21 protein-coding genes are annotated in these 19,014 nt (G+C 24.3%); 7 read left to right on the top strand and 14 right to left on the bottom strand.

Features of this window, described 5'->3' with window-relative positions:
• Positions 1–848 precede the first annotated feature (848 nt).
• Positions 849–1,966 (top strand): IS3 family transposase gene (locus AACK94_RS04960; protein WP_338975221.1). Its coding sequence is split into 2 segments (ribosomal slippage): positions 849–1,119 and positions 1,119–1,966, totalling 1,119 coding nucleotides; the frame shifts between segments, so codons are not numbered across the junction.
• Here the strand turns inward: AACK94_RS04960 and AACK94_RS04955 are convergent.
• The 3 genes from AACK94_RS04955 to rplM all read right to left on the bottom strand — a co-directional run bounded on the left by AACK94_RS04955 (position 1,953) and on the right by rplM (position 3,597).
• Positions 1,953–2,483 (bottom strand): hypothetical protein, encoded by a 531-nt coding sequence (locus AACK94_RS04955; RefSeq protein WP_338975357.1) that lies wholly within the window; start codon positions 2,481–2,483, stop codon positions 1,953–1,955. The genes AACK94_RS04960 and AACK94_RS04955 overlap by 14 nt on opposite strands.
• A gap of 259 nt (positions 2,484–2,742) precedes the next feature.
• On the bottom strand, positions 2,743–3,150 hold the full coding sequence (gene rpsI / locus AACK94_RS04950) for a 30S ribosomal protein S9 (protein WP_281748548.1): 408 nt from the start codon (positions 3,148–3,150) through the stop codon (positions 2,743–2,745).
• Between the two features lie 6 nt (positions 3,151–3,156).
• Positions 3,157–3,597 (bottom strand): 50S ribosomal protein L13, encoded by a 441-nt coding sequence (gene rplM / locus AACK94_RS04945; RefSeq protein WP_252319876.1) that lies wholly within the window; start codon positions 3,595–3,597, stop codon positions 3,157–3,159.
• A 327-nt stretch (positions 3,598–3,924) separates the two neighbouring features.
• Between rplM and AACK94_RS04940 the strand changes: the two genes are divergently transcribed.
• The 5 genes from AACK94_RS04940 to AACK94_RS04920 all read left to right on the top strand — a co-directional run bounded on the left by AACK94_RS04940 (position 3,925) and on the right by AACK94_RS04920 (position 7,246).
• A complete protein-coding gene (locus tag AACK94_RS04940) occupies positions 3,925–4,383 on the top strand; it encodes a hypothetical protein (protein ID WP_338975356.1) in 459 nt (152 codons plus the stop codon).
• A gap of 47 nt (positions 4,384–4,430) precedes the next feature.
• Positions 4,431–5,548 (top strand): IS3 family transposase gene (locus AACK94_RS04935; protein WP_338975355.1). Its coding sequence is split into 2 segments (ribosomal slippage): positions 4,431–4,701 and positions 4,701–5,548, totalling 1,119 coding nucleotides; the frame shifts between segments, so codons are not numbered across the junction.
• A 43-nt stretch (positions 5,549–5,591) separates the two neighbouring features.
• A complete protein-coding gene (locus AACK94_RS04930) occupies positions 5,592–5,732 on the top strand; it encodes a BspA family leucine-rich repeat surface protein (protein ID WP_338975354.1) in 141 nt (46 codons plus the stop codon).
• Positions 5,733–6,059: 327 nt separating this feature from the next.
• Entirely contained in the window at positions 6,060–6,671 is a 612-nt protein-coding gene (gene rpsD / locus AACK94_RS04925) for a 30S ribosomal protein S4 (RefSeq protein ID WP_338975353.1), read from the top strand.
• A gap of 233 nt (positions 6,672–6,904) precedes the next feature.
• Positions 6,905–7,246, top strand: a complete 342-nt coding sequence (locus tag AACK94_RS04920) for a hypothetical protein (protein WP_338974598.1) — start codon at positions 6,905–6,907, stop codon at positions 7,244–7,246.
• A 64-nt stretch (positions 7,247–7,310) separates the two neighbouring features.
• Here AACK94_RS04920 and AACK94_RS04915 read toward each other — a convergent pair whose 3' ends face one another.
• Positions 7,311–8,186 (bottom strand): hypothetical protein, encoded by an 876-nt coding sequence (locus AACK94_RS04915; RefSeq protein WP_338975352.1) that lies wholly within the window; start codon positions 8,184–8,186, stop codon positions 7,311–7,313.
• A 221-nt stretch (positions 8,187–8,407) separates the two neighbouring features.
• Positions 8,408–9,076, bottom strand: coding sequence for a hypothetical protein (locus tag AACK94_RS04910; RefSeq protein ID WP_338975351.1), 669 nt, complete (start codon positions 9,074–9,076; stop codon positions 8,408–8,410).
• A gap of 170 nt (positions 9,077–9,246) precedes the next feature.
• Here AACK94_RS04910 and AACK94_RS04905 point away from each other — a divergent pair.
• Positions 9,247–10,364 (top strand): IS3 family transposase gene (locus tag AACK94_RS04905; RefSeq protein WP_338975281.1). Its coding sequence is split into 2 segments (ribosomal slippage): positions 9,247–9,517 and positions 9,517–10,364, totalling 1,119 coding nucleotides; the frame shifts between segments, so codons are not numbered across the junction.
• On the opposite strand, the gene AACK94_RS04900 is transcribed toward AACK94_RS04905, so the two are convergent.
• The 9 genes from AACK94_RS04900 to AACK94_RS04860 all read right to left on the bottom strand — a co-directional run bounded on the left by AACK94_RS04900 (position 10,351) and on the right by AACK94_RS04860 (position 18,968).
• Complete coding sequence (locus AACK94_RS04900; protein WP_338975350.1) at positions 10,351–10,689, bottom strand: hypothetical protein; 339 nt, start codon at positions 10,687–10,689, stop codon at positions 10,351–10,353. The two genes, AACK94_RS04905 and AACK94_RS04900, sit on opposite strands and share 14 nt — an antisense overlap.
• Before the next feature lie 16 nt (positions 10,690–10,705).
• Complete coding sequence (gene tyrS, locus AACK94_RS04895; RefSeq protein ID WP_338975349.1) at positions 10,706–12,322, bottom strand: tyrosine--tRNA ligase; 1,617 nt, start codon at positions 12,320–12,322, stop codon at positions 10,706–10,708.
• A gap of 8 nt (positions 12,323–12,330) precedes the next feature.
• On the bottom strand, positions 12,331–12,789 hold the full coding sequence (locus AACK94_RS04890; protein WP_338975348.1) for a hypothetical protein: 459 nt from the start codon (positions 12,787–12,789) through the stop codon (positions 12,331–12,333).
• Positions 12,790–13,026: 237 nt separating this feature from the next.
• Positions 13,027–13,323: a helix-turn-helix domain-containing protein gene (locus AACK94_RS04885; RefSeq protein WP_252319896.1), complete on the bottom strand. Its 297-nt coding sequence runs from the start codon at positions 13,321–13,323 to the stop codon at positions 13,027–13,029.
• Between the two features lie 33 nt (positions 13,324–13,356).
• Complete coding sequence (gene whiA / locus AACK94_RS04880; RefSeq protein ID WP_281749091.1) at positions 13,357–14,304, bottom strand: DNA-binding protein WhiA; 948 nt, start codon at positions 14,302–14,304, stop codon at positions 13,357–13,359.
• A 23-nt stretch (positions 14,305–14,327) separates the two neighbouring features.
• Positions 14,328–15,293 (bottom strand): thioredoxin-disulfide reductase, encoded by a 966-nt coding sequence (gene trxB, locus AACK94_RS04875; protein ID WP_338975347.1) that lies wholly within the window; start codon positions 15,291–15,293, stop codon positions 14,328–14,330.
• Positions 15,277–16,479, bottom strand: coding sequence for a prolipoprotein diacylglyceryl transferase (locus AACK94_RS04870; RefSeq protein WP_338975346.1), 1,203 nt, complete (start codon positions 16,477–16,479; stop codon positions 15,277–15,279). Before AACK94_RS04870 ends, trxB begins: the two co-directional genes overlap by 17 nt.
• Positions 16,480–16,512: 33 nt before the next feature.
• Positions 16,513–17,460 carry an HPr(Ser) kinase/phosphatase gene (gene hprK, locus AACK94_RS04865; RefSeq protein ID WP_338975345.1) on the bottom strand — a complete coding sequence of 316 codons (948 nt, stop codon included), beginning with the start codon at positions 17,458–17,460 and terminating at the stop codon, positions 16,513–16,515.
• 269 nt (positions 17,461–17,729) lie between these two features.
• Positions 17,730–18,968 (bottom strand): IS256 family transposase, encoded by a 1,239-nt coding sequence (locus AACK94_RS04860; RefSeq protein ID WP_281749630.1) that lies wholly within the window; start codon positions 18,966–18,968, stop codon positions 17,730–17,732.
• Positions 18,969–19,014: the final 46 nt, after the last annotated feature.

Below are 19,014 nucleotides of genomic sequence, written 5' to 3'. Positions count from 1 at the left end.
ATTATAATTACTGGTCTATACTTAATTTAATTTAGTAACTTTTATTTTAAATTCAATAATAATGAACAATGCCATTCAAATTTTAAAGATGGATATACAATGTTAAAACATTTTGGTTTAAGTTATACTATTAGCACTTAAGCAAGTTCTTTCTGTAATTTAAGTCATTTTCCTGATAATTACTATCTTTGAATTCAATTACAAATTGGAGTTATTTTTTGTATAATTATCACTCCAATCTTACTATATACAGTATTTCTATTCATAGTAATTATTTTTGTTTTTAAAATAAGAGAAAAAAATAATAATTTTTGAGATGCAATCGAAAATTGTGAAATAATTAATAATTACTATGTTCATTAATTTTTATTAATATACTTTATCTTATTAATATTTTAAAAATGAAACTTAATTTTGCTAAGGTTTGTTTTAACTAAATATTCTATAAACATTATAATATTTTTATTATAATGTTTTTTATTTTTTTAATAATTTTATTTTATTCTTTTAAAAAATAACTTCCCTTGATAATTTTGATTAGTTTTATCATTATAATTTTTGCTTCCAATATATAAATTATTATCTACAGGTAATAAACTCACTACAACACCATAATCTTTATTTCAACCAAATACTTCAGTAAAAGTAATACCACCATCAGATGACTTATATAATCCACCTTTAAAAAATTTATTATCAATAACTTGAACTCTACTTCCAACATATAAATTATTATTAACAACAGCTAAACTTCAAATCTCACCATAATTTTTGGATGGGTTACACTTTATTGGACACTAATTACATAGACAAGTGAACAAATTAGTTAAAAGAAAGGAATTATAATTATGGTCACTATTAACTCATATTCAGATGAATTTAAAAAACAAATAGTAGCTTTATATCAAAGTGGCAAATCAGTATCTTGCCTTGTTAAAGAATACAATGTTACAAGAGCAGCTACTTACAATTGAATTAAGCAATTTACTAATTCAGGTAGTTTTAAAACTAAAGATAATCTTTCAGATTTAGAAAAACAATTAATTCAAGCAAATAAAGAATTAAAACAGTTACGAATGGAAATTGATATTTTAAAGCAAGCAGCACTAATAATAGGCAGAAAGTAGAGATTATTGCAAATAATAAATCTAAATATAAAATTCGCACAATGTGTCATTTTTTAAAACTCTCTAAATCAACATATTATTTTAATTTAAAGAAAAAAAATAAAATTCAAAATAATATTTATGAACAAGCTGTTATTAGTGCTTTTAAAGAAAATAAAGAAGTTTATGGTACTAGAAGATTAAAAGTCATACTAGCAAACCAAGAAATTTATTTATCACGCAGAAAAATTAAAGAAATTATGAATAAGCATAATTTAATATCAAAATACACTAAATTATCATTCAAAAATTATCATAATAAAGTCAATGATAGTCAAATAACCAATCTTGTTAATAGAAACTTTAATAATAGAATTAAAAATGAAGTTATTGTTAGTGATTTAACTTATGTTCAAGTTAATGGTAAATGAAACTATATTTGCCTATTAATCGACCTATTTAACCGCGAAATTATTGGACATAGTGTTGGAGTTAAAAAAGATGCATCATTAGTATATCAAGCATTTATGCAATCAAATCACTGTTTAAAAGATATTGAAATATTTCATACTGATCGCGGTAATGAATTCAATAATAAAACTATTGATAAACTTTTATTAGCTTTCAACATAACTCGATCTTTAAGCAAAAAAGGATGTCCTTATGACAATGCTGTTGCTGAAGCAACTTTTAAAACTTTCAAAATTGAATTTATTAATGATAAAAATTTTACATCATTAATCCAATTAAAATTAGAATTATTTGATTACATCAATTGATATAACAACATAAGAATTCACAGTACTCTAAACTACCTAACTCCAGTTAGTTATCAAAAACAAATGTCTACCAAAAAATAGTCCTAAAAAGGGTTGCCATTCCAAACTTACCATAACAATCAGAAGTTCTTGTTCCAACATATACATTATTGCACATAACTACTAAACTATAAACTTCTCCTATTATTTCTGATATTTGTGTCAAAATATTTTGTTCAGGAGAATATCTAAAAAGTCCATTAGCAAAAGTTGCTACATAAACAGTTCCATCATTAGTAACAACTAAACTAGAAATATAACCATTAATACCAGTAATTGGTGTTATTATTTTATCTTTTGTATTACTTGCATTATCTTTAATTTTATATACACCATTACTAGTTCCGACATATAAATCATTTTTTATATTTAATAAAGTTGATATTGCACCATAAGATTCAGGTCAATTAAAAATATTTAATTTTTCTTGATATACCCCCTCATTTTGAACTAATATTTCAGAAATTGCTATAATACCCCCGATTAATCCACCAGCCAAAACTGTCCCACCAACCATTCCTACAATAAATTTTCTTTTTCTTCTAATTTCTTTTGGCATAAATTAAAATCTCTCCTTAATTTTATTAAATTTTTGTAAATTAATTTTACATTATTCTTAAAACAAATTATTGATATGCTTATTTTACACATATATAGTGTTTATAATAAAAACACCTCCAATTTATCTAAAGAAATACAAATTAAAAAAAGAAAGTTATTTAAATAAAAAAATAAATTATAAGCAAAAATAATATATAAAATTCTAGTAATACTATAAAAATAATAAAAAAAGAGTCTCAGACTCTTTTTTTATTATATTAACGTTTTGAAAATTGTGGTGCTTTTCTGGCTGCTTTTAAACCATATTTTTTACGTTCTTTCTTACGTGCATCACGAGTTAATAATCCAAATTGTCTTAATAATGTTCGATAATCTTCTGACACCTTAACTAAAACATTAGATAAAGCTAAACGTGCTGCACCAGCTTGACCAGTTCTTCCGCCACCTTCAACTTTGATATTAATTTCAAAGTTTTCTAACGTATTAGTTACTTTTAAAGGTAATAACATATCTTGAACTAAGATTTCTTGTTCTAAATATTTTAAAGGCTCAAAACCATTAATTAATATTTTTGATTGACCAGTATTTTTTAAATGAACACGGGCAGTTGACGTTTTACGTCCGCCTGAACTTGAATAAGTTACGGGTTTATTAGATGTTGTCATAAAAGTCTACTCCTCTTGGCCTAATATTAAAACTTCGGGGTTTTGGGCTTGATGTTGATGTTGATCATGGTTATAAACATGAAGATGTGTAAATTGCTTACGACCTAAGGTAGTATTTGGTAGCATACCTTTAATCGCTATCTCTACTAATTCAGAAGCATCTTTAGCAATCATACTTTGTGCATTACGTACACGTAATCCACCAGGATATTGTGAATGGTTATAATACTTCTTATCTTGTAATTTATTACCTGTTAATTTAATTTTGTTTGCATTAATAATAATGATATAATCTCCACAATCTAAATGTGGTGTAAATGAAGGTTTATTTTTACCACGCAATATCATTGCAACTTTAGTTGCAAGACGTCCTAAAATTAAACCACTGGCATCAATAACATATCACTTTTTTTCAATGTTACTGAAATTCATTGTTGTTTGACGCATTTTTTTCTCCTTACAGTGTAATTTTACCGGGACTACATTGCTTAAAGCATTAATAATTATATAGAAACTTATTTAAAAAAACAAGTATTATCAAAGATTTAATAATTATTTTTACACAAAATTATCGATTACAAAATAAATAATTAAAAGTTATAACTAACTCTTATAAAAATATTTATTTTTTAAAAATAATTACATTAAACATTTTTTTATTATATATTATTTTTTTCAATTATAAACTTAAATTAAAAAATATATACCAAAATATATCATTATTTAAACAATAAATTAAAAACTAAAAATAAATTAAAAGGAGAATAAATAACTATGAAAAATTTAATAAAACTAATGACAACATGTTCTTTATTAATGACAAACATAATCTCAACATTAAGTAATGCAAATCATAATACAAGTAATTTTCAAAATAATTTTTATACTTTAGGAGACAGTTTATCAGATGTAGGGGCATTGGTTGGTGCAGGAAGTCAATTTTTTCAAAATATTCCCCTCCCAGAGGAACTTATGAAATCTCATGATGTACAATTAAAACCTCCTTATTATCAAAATCGATCTTGATGTAATGGCCCTGTTGCAACCGAATTAATTAGTAAAAAATTAAAACAAAAAGTTACAGCTGGATGAGACTTTATAGCATTAAATGGTCAACATTTTTCACAAATAGGTACTAACTACGCTGTTGGTGGAACATTTATAGAAAAAGTTTATGGTCTTGAAGGTTTATTTTTAAATAAATTGGATGGGTTACACTTTATTGGACACTAATTACATAGACAAGTGAACAAATTAGTTAAAAGAAAGGAATTATAATTATGGTCACTATTAACTCATATTCAGATGAATTTAAAAAACAAATAGTAGCTTTATATCAAAGTGGCAAATCAGTATCTTGCCTTGTTAAAGAATACAATGTTACAAGAGCAGCTACTTACAATTGAATTAAGCAATTTACTAATTCAGGTAGTTTTAAAACTAAAGATAATCTTTCAGATTTAGAAAAACAATTAATTCAAGCAAATAAAGAATTAAAACAGTTACGAATGGAAATTGATATTTTAAAGCAAGCAGCACTAATAATAGGCAGAAAGTAGAGATTATTGCAAATAATAAATCTAAATATAAAATTCGCACAATGTGTCATTTTTTAAAACTCTCTAAATCAACATATTATTTTAATTTAAAGAAAAAAAATAAAATTCAAAATAATATTTATGAACAAGCTGTTATTAGTGCTTTTAAAGAAAATAAAGAAGTTTATGGTACTAGAAGATTAAAAGTCATACTAGCAAACCAAGAAATTTATTTATCACGCAGAAAAATTAAAGAAATTATGAATAAGCATAATTTAATATCAAAATACACTAAATTATCATTCAAAAATTATCATAATAAAGTCAATGATAGTCAAATAACCAATCTTGTTAATAGCAACTTTAATAATAGAATTAAAAATGAAGTTATTGTTAGTGATTTAACTTATGTTCAAGTTAATGGTAAATGAAACTATATTTGCCTATTAATCGACCTATTTAACCGCGAAATTATTGGACATAGTGTTGGAGTTAAAAAAGATGCATCATTAGTATATCAAGCATTTATGCAATCAAATCACTGTTTAAAAGATATTGAAATATTTCATACTGATCGCGGTAATGAATTCAATAATAAAACTATTGATAAACTTTTATTAGCTTTCAACATAACTCGATCTTTAAGCAAAAAAGGATGTCCTTATGACAATGCTGTTGCTGAAGCAACTTTTAAAACTTTCAAAATTGAATTTATTAATGATAAAAATTTTACATCATTAATCCAATTAAAATTAGAATTATTTGATTACATCAATTGATATAACAACATAAGAATTCACAGTACTCTAAACTACCTAACTCCAATTAGTTATCAAAAACAAATGTCTACCAAAAAATAGTCCTAAAAAGGGTTGCCATTCCAATACTTCTAATGTAAAAGATATGAATTTTATGTTCTATGATGCAAAAAAATTTAATCAAGATCTTTCGGTTTGAAAAGTAGAAAAAGTAATAGAATATATTGATTTTTTCTGGAATTCAGGAGTAACTGATATCAAAAAAATGCCAAAATTCAATAACTAACTTTTTAAGTTAAATCCTAAATTTTATTATATAAATTTAAATTATTTTTTAAAAAAAATAATAACTAAAATTTAATGATATTTAATTGTAAAAATAATATTTGACAAATAACATTACTTATCCTATAATTAACAAGCATTCACGAAAGCAGCAAATAAGTATTATTAAGTTGCAAATAGTTTACCCTCAAAGATTATTCTTTTTATTAGTAGAATTTTCTATTAATCTTAATAGTAACCAGTGCTGTTCTGGCGAATTGTAAACTATCTTAATGAGAACTTATTAAAGTCTCTTTGTGTTTGTATACATTCCAAGGAGGTTTTTATTATGTCAAGATATACTGGTCCAGTTTTTAGAAAATCAAGAAGATTAAACTTCTCAATTCTTGAATCTGGTAAAGAATTTGCAAAAGGAAAAAAGCGAACATTTGCTCCTGGACAACACGGTCAAAAAAGAATTAAACTTTCTAACTATGGATTACAATTACAAGAAAAACAAAAAATTCGTTTCACTTATGGTTTAAATGCTCGTCAAATGAAAAATTTATTTGATGAATCAAAAAAAACTCATGGTGTTACTGGTACTAACTTGTTGGTATTCTTAGAATCAAGATTAGATAATATTGTTTTTCGTTTAGGTTTATCTTTAACAAGAAAAGGTGCTCGTCAATTAGTAAATCATGGTCATGTTTTAGTTAATGCTAAAAAAGTTAATATTCCTTCATATCGTGTTAAAATAGGAGATAAAATTACTATTACTGAAAAAGCACAAAAAAATGCAAAAATTATTGAAGCATTAAGCGCTAATGCTTCAACATTACCATTTATTGAATTCAATAAAAAAACATTTATTGGTACATATGTACGTCATCCACTACGTGACGAACTAAATACTGATATTAATGAAGCATTAGTTGTTGAATCATATGGACGTGCTTAAAATTAATAATTAATTTAAAATCTGTTATCAATTGATAACAGATTTATTTTTTAGATGGTAAATGTCAATAAAAGCATTTATCATTTTTTTGTTTTTGAAAAAATAAAATATAAATTAATTATCTATCAATCAATTTCCTTAAACAAAACTAACAATTAATTTTTCTCCTACTACTATGTCAATTAAATTAAATGATATAATGTTAATTAGAGATGAGGAAAGGAAAAATAAAAATGATTAAAAATGAAATTTCTGAAAAAATAGTTAGTATTACTTTTGTAATAGCTGTTATGATAACAGCTATTGGTTGATTAGGAATTAATAAAAATAAAAAGAAATATTTAATTTTATGAATAGCTATAATTCCTTTAATTTTTAGTAGCGTATTTTCATTTTTTACTAAAAATTATTATGACAATATTTTACTAATATCAGTACTAACGATATCTTATTTAATTTATATAGGTTTTTTAATCGTTAGTACTTATCGATTTATTAAGATAAAAGACAAAAAAGAAATTAATAATAAACAAGTAGAAAATACTATTGATTTAATAAAAAATAAAATATTGTAAAAGTTACCCTTTGGGGTAACTTTTAAATGTTCTCTATAAATAATGATCTTAATATAAGTTCATATTATATAGCATTAAGAAAACTATTTGAACCACTACTATTATTAGGAATATGTTCTTGATTTGCTGCATCGATAAAATTTTGTTGTCTTATTGGACCATTTTCTAAAATTTGATTAATTCTTGTTTGCAAATCAGGATTATTAGGTTCTTTATATTTATTAGCGTTTTTCCAAATGCCAGAATTATTTTCTTCAATTCTATTTCTTATTTCTAATATACTTTTCTCTATATTTCTTAATTTCATAATTTTTCTACTTTCATCTTCATCTTTAATAGCCGTTGATGCTGCAGAAATTAGCTTAGTAATATCACTATAAGTCGACATATAAAAAAGAGTACCAGCAATAATATAACCTGCATTTTTTTCTGCATTATAAATTTTCTCTTCAACTTTTAAATAATTAATGATAATATTAATATTTTCGTTGATACTTTCTTCTTTTGCATTTGGACCATTTTCTAAAATTTGATTAATTCTTGTTTGCAAATCAGGATTATTAGGTTCTTTATATTTATTAGCGTTTTTTCATCTTGAATTTAGTGCTTCAATTTCTTCTTTTCTAGTAACTAATTCTTTATATATTTCTTCTAATTTTTTAAACTTTTCTAATTCATCAACATTATTAAGAGCATTTACTATTTCTTTTTCTTTTAATAGTTGGATATTAATTCGATGTTGAAGTGACATATAAAAAGGAGTATAGGAAACAGAATATCCTGCTTTACTTTCTGCATTATAAATTTTCTCTTCAACTTCTATATAGTCATTAATATTATTAATTAATTTACCTATATTTATTCTGAAATTATCAATCATATTTTTCTTATATTCTTTAGGTGTGTTTTCTAATGTTTTTCTTAATAAATCATCTAACATATTCTTTATCTTCCTTTGCTTATTAAAATTAACTTAATAAAAATCCTAATATAGAAAATATCTATATTAGGAAATAACATTTATTAAATTACTAAGTAATAATATCATATTTTTTTTAAAACACAAAGAAAAAATACTACTCCAGTTATAAATAAAATTAAATGCCTCAACTATTTTTTTATAAAAATATTGAAATAGAAAAAAATATTTTTTTATTTTTTTTAAAACGGATTATAAATATTTTTTAAATTTTGAATAATATGTTCTCTCACTATTACATCTTTAATTGAATTAGTAAAAGCAGAAATTTTAGGCTTTAAAAGATTATAACGACCCATATTTTGTGGAAGTGTAGTATCTATTATTGGCATATCTTTTAAATTATCATCGAATATTTGTACTACTTCCGAATATAAATTAAGTATATTAGCATAAGCATTAAAAACTGATACCATATAATTAACATCTAAAAAATTATCAACTCCATGTTGTTGCAAGAGATCTATAATTATTTTTTTATTAGCAATGATATCACCTGTTGATTCCATCTCTTTTAGAGCATTAGCAATTTTATCAGTTTCATCTACTCTTAATATACCTATCATTTTTAACTTTTCAACAGTACTGTAACATTCCTCATAAGTTGTATTATTTTTTAATTCATTTATACTTTGTTTTAACGTTTCACTATTTTGATATAAATCAATAACATTGTTAATGTCTGCTACATTAACATTTAAAAAAGGAAGATTATTATCAATACTAGTAAATATTTTATGAGTAACAGAAGTTGTCGGTATTTCATTTTTAATAACACCATAACTTAATGATTTATTACCGAAAACACTAGTACCCATCATAATAATTACGATACTACCTAAAATACTCATTCTAATAAAATTAATTAAAATTCCAGCTGTAGCATTTATTGCTTTGTGTTCAATTTTATTTTTATTAAAAAGTACAAAATATAAAATAATATAGTGGATGGGTTACACTTTATTGGACACTAATTACATAGACAAGTGAACAAATTAGTTAAAAGAAAGGAATTATAATTATGGTCACTATTAACTCATATTCAGATGAATTTAAAAAACAAATAGTAGCTTTATATCAAAGTGGCAAATCAGTATCTTGCCTTGTTAAAGAATACAATGTTACAAGAGCAGCTACTTACAATTGAATTAAGCAATTTACTAATTCAGGTAGTTTTAAAACTAAAGATAATCTTTCAGATTTAGAAAAACAATTAATTCAAGCAAATAAAGAATTAAAACAGTTACGAATGGAAATTGATATTTTAAAGCAAGCAGCACTAATAATAGGCAGAAAGTAGAGATTATTGCAAATAATAAATCTAAATATAAAATTCGCACAATGTGTCATTTTTTAAAACTCTCTAAATCAACATATTATTTTAATTTAAAGAAAAAAAATAAAATTCAAAATAATATTTATGAACAAGCTGTTATTAGTGCTTTTAAAGAAAATAAAGAAGTTTATGGTACTAGAAGATTAAAAGTCATACTAGCAAACCAAGAAATTTATTTATCACGCAGAAAAATTAAAGAAATTATGAATAAGCATAATTTAATATCAAAATACACTAAATTATCATTCAAAAATTATCATAATAAAGTCAATGATAGTCAAATAACCAATCTTGTTAATAGAAACTTTAATAATAGAATTAAAAATGAAGTTATTGTTAGTGATTTAACTTATGTTCAAGTTAATGGTAAATGAAACTATATTTGCCTATTAATCGACCTATTTAACCGCGAAATTATTGGACATAGTGTTGGAGTTAAAAAAGATGCATCATTAGTATATCAAGCATTTATGCAATCAAATCACTGTTTAAAAGATATTGAAATATTTCATACTGATCGCGGTAATGAATTCAATAATAAAACTATTGATAAACTTTTATTAGCTTTCAACATAACTCGATCTTTAAGCAAAAAAGGATGTCCTTATGACAATGCTGTTGCTGAAGCAACTTTTAAAACTTTCAAAATTGAATTTATTAATGATAAAAATTTTACATCATTAATCCAATTAAAATTAGAATTATTTGATTACATCAATTGATATAACAACATAAGAATTCACAGTACTCTAAACTACCTAACTCCAATTAGTTATCAAAAACAAATGTCTACCAAAAAATAGTCCTAAAAAGGGTTGCCATTCCATAGATTATTCAAAATAAAATATTAATGCCAATAATTCAAACAATAGCATATATCAAAAATCCAATATTATCAGTTAATAAATTCTTAAATGAAGCAAAACTACCACTAAGGTCACTAAACCATGGTGATACCATATTTTTAAAAGAATTTATTAACATTGGTTTAAATGCCAACATTAAACCAATACTAAGTAAATTACCAGCACTAATAAATATTAATGCTCTTCCCCCAATAAAAAAACCAGTAACAATACCAAAAATAATAATATCCCATAATAATGGAGAAACATTAATAAATATCATATTTAAATACCCTTCCTTATTTATGAACAACTATAAAATGATGACGCTTACCTTTTTTTATAACTGTTACTTGATTATTAATTGCGTTTTTTTTACTAATAAGAAAATTTATATTGGTAATTCTTTCACCATTAACAACAATTGAACCTTGCATAATTAGTTCTCTTGCTATTCTTTTTGAATTACAAATTTGATTATTAACTAAAAAATCAATTATTTGTTCATTATGATTAAGATTAAAATGTGGTACATCTTTTAAAACCTGTAAAATCTCAGATGATTTCATTTGATGAATCCGATCGTGGAAAAAAGCATTAGTAATATTAATAGCACTAAAATATCCATTTAATTTATGAATAAATACTGTTAATAAAGCTGCTAAAATCTTTTGTCCATAATGTTGCTTAACATCACTATTATGAATTACTAAAATTTTTGCTATTTGTTCTTCACTAAATAAAGTTAAAGAATTAAAAAAAGTAGGCAAATCTTTATCTTCTTGATTAAATAAAAATTGATATAACTCATAAGGTGAAGTTTTTTCACTATTTAAAAATATAGCACCTTTTTCGCTTTTACCAAATTTTTCACCATTAGATTTAGTTAATAAATTAATAGTAATACCAGCAGCATGATGTTCATAACCTTTTTGTTTTCTAATTAAATCTAAACCGGCAGTAATATTTCCTCATTGATCACTACCACCAGATTGAATATAACATTGCTCTTTTTCATATAAATGATAAAAATCATACGCTTGTAATACCATATAAGAAAATTCAGTATAAGAAATTCCAGAATTTAAACGATTAGCAATCATTTCTTTGCCTAACATTTGATTAACATTAAAATGCTTACCAATATCACGCAAAAAAGTTGTAATTGTTAGTGGACCTAATCATGTTTGATTATTAATAATTTTAATTGGCTTAATTTTATTGTTTAATGTTCCCAATGGTAATTTTAAAAATGTAATTCAAGTTTCTACATAACTATCACAATAATTTAACAATTGTTTAAAAGAAAGATTATTTAAATCACTTTTCATAGTAACTCACTTTTGATCAAAATTACAAATTTCATATAAAGTTTTTAATAATGATGCTGATAATCCTAATTCTTCTCAAGGTAAGGGCAATGTTTTTAAAATACTACTTAAAGTCTGTTGATATTGATTATTTGGATTAATACTTTTAATAATCATTTCTAATGTTTCATATTCTTTATCATTTAATAAATTACATGTTTTAATTAATTCTAATGATGTTAAATTATCAATATTTTCATAACTTAATAATGTCACTAACTGCTCTTTTATTTTTCTAACATTAGTTTGTAACACATTTTCATCTAATAAATTACGTTCTTTATTTTTACCACTTGGATCACCGATCATTGCCGTTGTACCACCAATAACAGCAATTGGTTGAAAACCAAATATAGCAAAACGATGCAATAAAATAATTTGTAGTAAATTACCTAAATGTAATGAATCATTACTTGGATCAAAACCACAATATATTCCTTTTCCTAATTTTCCTGCATTAATTACTTTATCTATGCTACTAATATCTTTTAAGATATTACGTCATTTTAATTCGTCAATAATATTGGATTTTATTATATTATTCATAGCATCTCCTATTTATTTTCATCTAAAATATCATCAACTAACAAATCAATAGTTGTAATAACTGTATCGTTATTATTACTTGCATTATTGTAATTAATAGATGTAGTTTCTTTAAATATTTTATCGCGAAATTCTAGATAGCGCGATGGTAAACTATCATATATTTGTTGTTGTTCTCTATTTTTTTTAATTTGTGCAATTCTAGTATTATCAAGATTACTAGAATTATTATACGCTACTTCTTTTTCACGAAAAATATTTTCTTTAGTTTTTTTATCAACATATTGCTCAATAGTGCTAGAACTGCTATCGGATTTTTTAATATTAATTGGAATCGTAGTTATTTTTTGATGATTAAGACCAAATATAGGTGAAATAATACTACTTAATTGATAAGGTTCTTTTTTAGCGTTATCAACATTAGTAGTAACATTTTCAATTTCAACTTCTGTATTTTCTATTGTCATAATAACTCCTTAATGATAATCAATAATTAAATTATAACATTTTAATGATTAATTATTCCTAATATAAGGTGAATAAATTTCATAATCTTCATTAAGATAAAATAATTACTAGTGAATATCAATTAATTTTATAAAAAGTACTAATAACTTTTCTCAAATTTATTTTTAATAAAAAATAAAATAATAAAAAAGTAGTACTTGTTTATAAAGTACTACTAAAAGTGTATTAAATTGATTTTATTCAACACTAAATGTGTCATATAAATTTGAAGTATCAATATTATCAAACCCTACAGCAAAAAACTCACTAATAGATGAATCCAACCCATTAATTATTTTTAAGATTGCAACTAAAGATACGTTTCTTGTTCCTCTTTCAGCATCAGAAATATAATTACGATGTAGGCCGCTTGCTTCTCCAAGTTTCTCTTGTGAAAATTTTCTACCTTTTTGATTACGTAAAGTTTTCATTCGTTTTCCAAAAGCATTCAATAAATCTTGACGACCTTTGCTTAAAATTTCTTTCTTTTTCATTGTATGGCCTCCTCTTATACTTTTATTATTAACTTACAATGTTTCTTGATACTTTTTCTTAATTTCGCGAATTAAATGATTAACCCCAGACTTAGTAATGACAAAACCAGTTTCTTGATAGTAAAGTTCACCCAATTCTGAAAGTGATGCTTCAGGATTTTTTAATCTTAAATTTGAAATAATTTGAGCTTTTAATGACAACGCTTTGAAAAGTTTTTTATCTTTTAAAACAGAAATCATTATAACTTGCTGGTCTCCAGCATTTAAAATTTTTTGTTGATTAGAAATATCAATATTATTAAAACGATTAATATTATTAAATAATTCTCGTGAAATGCGTTTATCTTCAAAAGCGAAAACTGCTTGTGGACAATCAATTATTTTTAAAAAGTCAGAAATTACATTAGATTTTTTTAGATAAAGCACCGTTTTATTACGACGTTTTATTGTTTTAAAGTTTAATTTAAAAGTTTGTAATAAAATATTTTTAATTTTTTTAGCCAACATATCATTATGAAATTGTAATTCCAAATGGTAGTTAGGTGTTGAAGGAGAATTGATACTGCCAACTACAAGGAAGATTCCTGCGATATACGCTCTTATACAATGCTCTTTTATTATATGCTGGTGCATAGCTTCTTTCTCAATAAAAAGATATTTATCTTGAAGCATTAAATCATTAATAATAAAATCAATTTTATTATTAATACGAATATTATACACCTTTGGACGCTCAAATTTATTTAAAACATCCACCATAACTATCAATTTTACGTCTTTATATTGATTTTTTAAAAATTTATATATTAACCTAGTGGTTTTGTTATGAAAACTATGAATAATAATCTCATTATTTATTTTATCTGAATTTGTAATCTTACCATTAATAAGCGAATATGCTGATAGCAAAGATTTCTGACAACAATTTTTAAAACTTTTTTGACAGATTTCATCTTTTACACTTGTTGTAAATGATATCATTACTATCACCTCAATTGTACACTTTATTCATTAAAATTATCAATAAAATTTATTAAATATTGTGCTGCAATCGCTCCATCGTTAACAGCAGTTACTATTTGTCTTAAATTTTTAGCAATTACATCACCAGCTGCATATAATCCCGGGATTTTAGTTTGACACTTATCATTAACTATAATATAACCATTGCTATCGCAAATATCTAAATCTTTAACAAATTTTGTAACAGGATCAGAACCAATATAAGGAAATAAGGCATCAGTAGTAATTTCACTAATTTCCTTAGTCTTAATATTTTGAATTTCTAATTTACCTACTTTTTTCTTATCCTCAGTACCTAATACTTTTAATACAACATGATCAGTTATTAAATTAATATTTTCATTATTTTTAACTTTATTAACGGTTTTATCATCAGCACGAAATTGATCACGACGATGAATAAGATTAACTTTATTAGTAAATCTTGTTAAATATAAAGATTCTTCACAAGCAGCATAACCACCGCCAACTACACTAATAATTTTATTCTTAAATAAAGCACCATCACAAACAGCACAATAAGAAACACCACGATTAGCATATTCCTCTTCACCAGGAACACCAATTTTACGTTCTAATGAACCAGTAGCTATAATTACTCCTTTAGCAATAAGAACATCACCACTACTTAAAAGGACTGTTTTAATTTTATGATTTTCACTATCTGTAATTTTAATAACTTCATCAGTAACAAGTTCAACTTGTAGTTTCTCAACTTGCTTTTGCATTTTTTCTGATAATTCAGGCCCTAAAATATAATAATAACCTGGATAATTTTCAATTTCAGAAGTTTTAATCATTTTTCCACCAACAATATATTTTTCAATAATCACAGTTTTAAGATTTGCTCTTTGTGCATAAATAGCAGCTGTCATTCCTGCTGGACCACCACCAATAACTACTAAATCATAATCATATTTATTTTCTTTATTAGTATGATTTTTCATATAATCATTCTCCTTTACGAAATCTTGATGGTGCAATAATTTGTGCAAATATTACTAAAATAACACCTAAAATAATTCACATTCCAGAAACTATCATTGAAGTTGAAACATTGGCTATTTTCATAATGTCTCTATTATCACGAAGTGGTTCTAAAATCATTCTAATAATACCATAAAAGACAAAGTATAAACTACCTGATACTCCTGCATATGTTACTCGATAATTATTAGGATTATACATAGTATTTAAAGATTTAGAATGTGGTTGCATATTATATTTAATCTTTAAATATCATTTTTTTATCTTTGATTTAACTTTTGAATGTTTTTTAACATCTTTTCAAGGTATTTTTTCAACACTTTTAACACTATTCTTATTGGGTGTAAAATCAAAATATGCTTGTTTTCAACTTTCATATTTAAATTTACGATATCCATGAATTTTTTTAATAACTGTTCAAGGTTTTAAAAAATCTTTTACAACAATTGGATTAGTCTTTAAAGGCGAAATAAATTGCGAAGAATCTAATTTTCATGGTTTTTTACTAAATATTTGTCCTGTTTTTGGTACAAAAAACGTTAAAAAGAATCAACCAAATAATGAAGATAATGACTCATATAAAAATAAAGGTTGACGATAAACAGCAACAGGATGTGGTTTATCACTATTAAAACCATAATGTAAATGATTATTTATTCATGTTGGTAATCAACTGAAAGGATGACCAACATCAGTTCCTAGTAATTCTTGATTAAAAAAATTACCTCATCTACCAATTGCTTGACCTAATAAAATATTTGGAACAATACAATCAATAAAAACTCACATTGAAATTTGTAACTGCTTTGAAGTACGATAAAAAATAAAGAATCCTACTATCATTCCAACTGTAACACCTCCTTCAATTGCCATACCACCTCTTCAAACGGCAACTACATCAAGTGCATTTTCAATTGTGCTAGTATTATTAAGAACATATCATGCTCTTGCTCCTATTAATCCTGCTAATGCAATAACTAATGTTCCTCATTCTAAAGTTTTAGTTGGAATATTACGACGATATAATTTTATTCATGAAGCAATGACAGCAGTTAAAAACCCTACTGCCATTAATACCGAATAAATATGAATTCCCGTTCCCGGAATATCGGTAATTAAACTATTGTATCCATCATCATTAATCATATTTTTTTCCTTTTTGATAATTTAATAATTAAATTATTTCTTTTTTGTTAAATTTCTAATTATTTGTTTTTGAAAACTAGCAGTAGCGTCTTGACCTTCATCTTTTAATTTTAAACTAATAACTGCTGCTTCAATTAAATCAGCTAAATTTCTTCCTGGACTAACAGGAATAATTATTTTAGGCACTTTAATTTCAAAAAAAACATCAAAGTTATTATGATCACCAAGTCGATCAACTTTAGTTCAACCATCATTTTCAATTCTAATTAAATTAATAATTAAATTTACTTGACTCTCATGCATTATAACATGATATCCATACATTTTGGTAATATCTAGGATACCTATTCCTCTAATTTCAATTAAATTTTTAATAATCGGATTAACTTTTCCTACAATTTTATTATTGACTTTTAAAATATCAATACTATCATCACCAACAAATAAGTGCCCATTACGTAATAAATCTAATGTTGTTTCTGATTTACCAATACCACTTTCACCTGTAATTAGGACACCATAACCAAAAATATTTACTAAAATACCATGTAAACGTTTAGATTCAGATAAACGTTCAACAATATACGTAGAAACTGTTGCTGCAAATTCAGAAGTAAAAAATAATACTTCAATAATTGGAACTGTTGAATTAATTGATTTAGCACAGTCACATAATTCTTTTTTAAATTTAAAATTAGGTGTTACAAAAATAGCAGGAATATGATCTTCTAAAATATTACTAAAATGGTTCTTAAATTCTGTTTTTGGTAAAGAGGAAATATATTCGCTTTCTTTACTGCTTAATAAAATTATACGACGACTACGTGAGATTTGTTTAGTTTTAAATCCTGTTAACTCTAAACCACCACGATTAGTACCAATATTAGTAATAATTCTTTTTTCAATTGGAATTTTGGGATTAATATATAAAATTGTTAAATTAAATTTTGTTACTATTTCGCCAACACTAAGGTTTTCCATACTTAATTTCCTGCCTTTTATAATTAAAATTTTTGATTAATTTTAAACATAATATAATTATATATAATATATCAACAGAAAGTTTATTATTAACAAAAATATACATAAGTTTCTAAAAACATTAAAAAAACTATTGAATAATATAATAAAAAATTACTAAAAATTTCATTATCAAATAAAAATTATTATGATATAATTATTTAAAAATTGTTAAAAATTAAAATATTGAGGCTTTTTAATAATCTGTGTATCTTTGTTTTACAAAGTTACTAATTTAGATTAATTCTGTCTTCAAATTTTATCATAAAATGAGCAATTGCTGTATTTCAATTTTGAATAGGCAATGTTCATTTTTTTGTTATATTTTCAATTGCCAAGTAAAATATTTTGAAAACTGCCATATCATTAGGAAAAACTTTTTTATTTCTGATGATTTTTCGTAATTGACTATTAACAGATTCAATAGCATTTGTAGTATAAATCACTCTTTTGATTTCTACTGGATAACTAATAAAAACCATTAAATTATCTCAATTTTTATATCAAGATTTAGTAATTTGAGGATATTGTTTATTTCATTTACTTTCAAACGATTCTAAAGCTTGCATTGCTTGTTCTTCACTACATGCACTATAAATTGGTTTTAAATCTGCAACTAGACCTTTTCGATGTTTGTATGAAACATATTTTAAACTATTTCTAATTTGATGAACAATGCATAATTGATGTTCTGTTTTAGGATAAACTGATTGTATTGCTTCTGACATGCCTGTTAAATTATCACTACAAGCAATAAGAATATCATTTAAGCCACGATTTTTCATTTCTGTGAAATTAGATAATCAAAACTTAGAACCTTCATTTTCACTAATTCATAATCCTAAAACATCTTTTTTGCCTTCTAAATCAACTCCTAATGCTATATAAACTGATTTGTTAATAATCCGTTTATCTTGTCGTACTTTAACTACTATACAATCAAAATAAACAATAGGATAAATACTTTCTAATGGTCGATTTTGTCATGCTTTAACATCATCAATAACATCATCAGTAATTTGACTAATAACACTTTCACTAATATCAGCACCATGATATAACTCTTGTAATTGCATTCTAATGTCAGATAATGTCATTCCTTTTGCATACAAGGAAAGAACTTGTTGATCAAAACCATCAAATCTTCTTTGCCTTTTAGGAACTATTACAGGAGTAAAATTACTATTGCGATCTCTTGGTACATCAATTTCAATTTTACCTTGTTGAGTTATTAATTTTTTTGAACTTGTACCATTACGAGCATTTTCAGTAGTACTATGTTGATTTTTTTCATATCCTAAATAATTTTGCATTTCAGAATTCAACATTTTTTCAACTAATCTTTTTGTTAATTCTTTATATAAACCGCCAGGTTTAAAAACTGTTGTTAAATCTTCAGTATTTTCTAGTAATAAATCTACTGCTTTTGATATTGGATCATTATTATTAAAGTTATCTTTTTTAGCCATCTGTAACTCACTCTTTCTAGTCATTTAATTATATTTACTAGAATTA

Source organism: Spiroplasma endosymbiont of Monopis laevigella (assembly GCF_964019975.1).
Taxonomy (GTDB): Bacteria; Bacillota_I; Bacilli_A; order Mycoplasmatales; family VBWQ01; genus Spiroplasma_E; species Spiroplasma_E ixodetis_A.
Note: the sequence above shows the minus strand (reverse complement) of the source record. Positions and strands in the feature narration are given on the sequence as shown.